Consider the following 1,185-nt stretch of genomic DNA (forward strand, 5'->3'; position numbering starts at 1 on the left):
CGCATACGCTTGAGATACCCGATCAAAGATGATTGCCAGCACCACGATCGCGATACCGTTAAATAAGCCCAAAGCAAAGAACTGGTTGTTAATCGAACGCAAGACCTGCTGCCCTAAGCCTGCAACACCAATCATTGATGCTATCACGACCATTGCCAGCGCCATCATAATAGTTTGATTTACTCCGGCCATGATATTTGGCATCGCTAGAGGAAGCTGAACCTGAAATAGCTTTTGATACGAGGTCGTGCCAAAGGCGTCTGCTGCTTCTAATACTTCTTTATCTACGAGACGAATACCCAAGTTTGTTAAGCGAATAACAGGAGGAATGGCATAAATAATAACGGCGATCATTCCGGGGATTTTACCGATGCCGAGTAACATCACCACTGGGATCAAGTACACGAATGCCGGCATTGTTTGCATGACATCAAGTATCGGTGTGAAAACCGATTGAATACGATCAGAACGCGCCATCGCGATACCAATAGGAATACCAATAATGATCGATAACAAAGTACTGACGGTGATAATGCTTAAGGTACTCATGGTGTCTTCCCACATACCAAACAAGCCGATCCCGTATAGTGCAAGTGCAACAGCAAGTGACAATTTCCACGAGCGTGCAGCTAAATGACAAATAGCAACAATTACCGCAATCACAATCGGCCATGGGGTTGCTAACAATAATTTCTCAAACCAAATTAGAAACTGAAGAAGGGGTTCGAAAAAGGCCTCGATACTCTCACCATATTCACGTGAAAAACTTCGATAACCTTGATCGAGGGATTTCCTCAACTCAACCATCGTTTCACGGCTCAGTTCAGGAAACTCCGTCCAAAAAGACATATAAACCTCGAAATAAAGGGAAATAAAAAAGCCGCTATTAAAAGCGGCTTCGGGGTACTTACTTATTAATCAGTGTCGCTTTTACTTTCTCAGCGATTTCTGGCGCAACCCATGCAGTCCATGTTGCCGTGTCAGAAATAAGGAAGTGCTCTGCGGCTGTTGCACCGTCGGCTTGATTGTCTTCCATCCAAGCCAATAGCTTGTTCATTTTTGCGTTGGTAAACGCACGCTTTGCAACATACTCAAAAGCTTCTGGAGCGCGTTCAGCGAAACCTGATGTCGTGACAGATTGAACAGCTGCAGGTGGGTACATCGTCGGTTTTGGTTCTGCACATT

2 protein-coding genes are annotated in these 1,185 nt (G+C 44.9%); both read right to left on the reverse strand.

Translation table 11 applies throughout. The annotated features are described in order from the left end of the window. Nucleotides 1-849: proline/glycine betaine ABC transporter permease (locus A3762_RS24720; RefSeq protein WP_068758102.1), on the reverse strand; the 849-nt coding region annotated here is incomplete at its 3' end. A gap of 58 nt (nt 850-907) precedes the next feature. Continuing rightward, nucleotides 908-1,185, reverse strand: a 278-nt coding sequence (locus A3762_RS24725) for a glycine betaine ABC transporter substrate-binding protein (protein WP_304439331.1), incomplete at its 5' end; no start/stop codon positions are given.

This window comes from Oleiphilus sp. HI0125 (assembly GCF_001635355.1).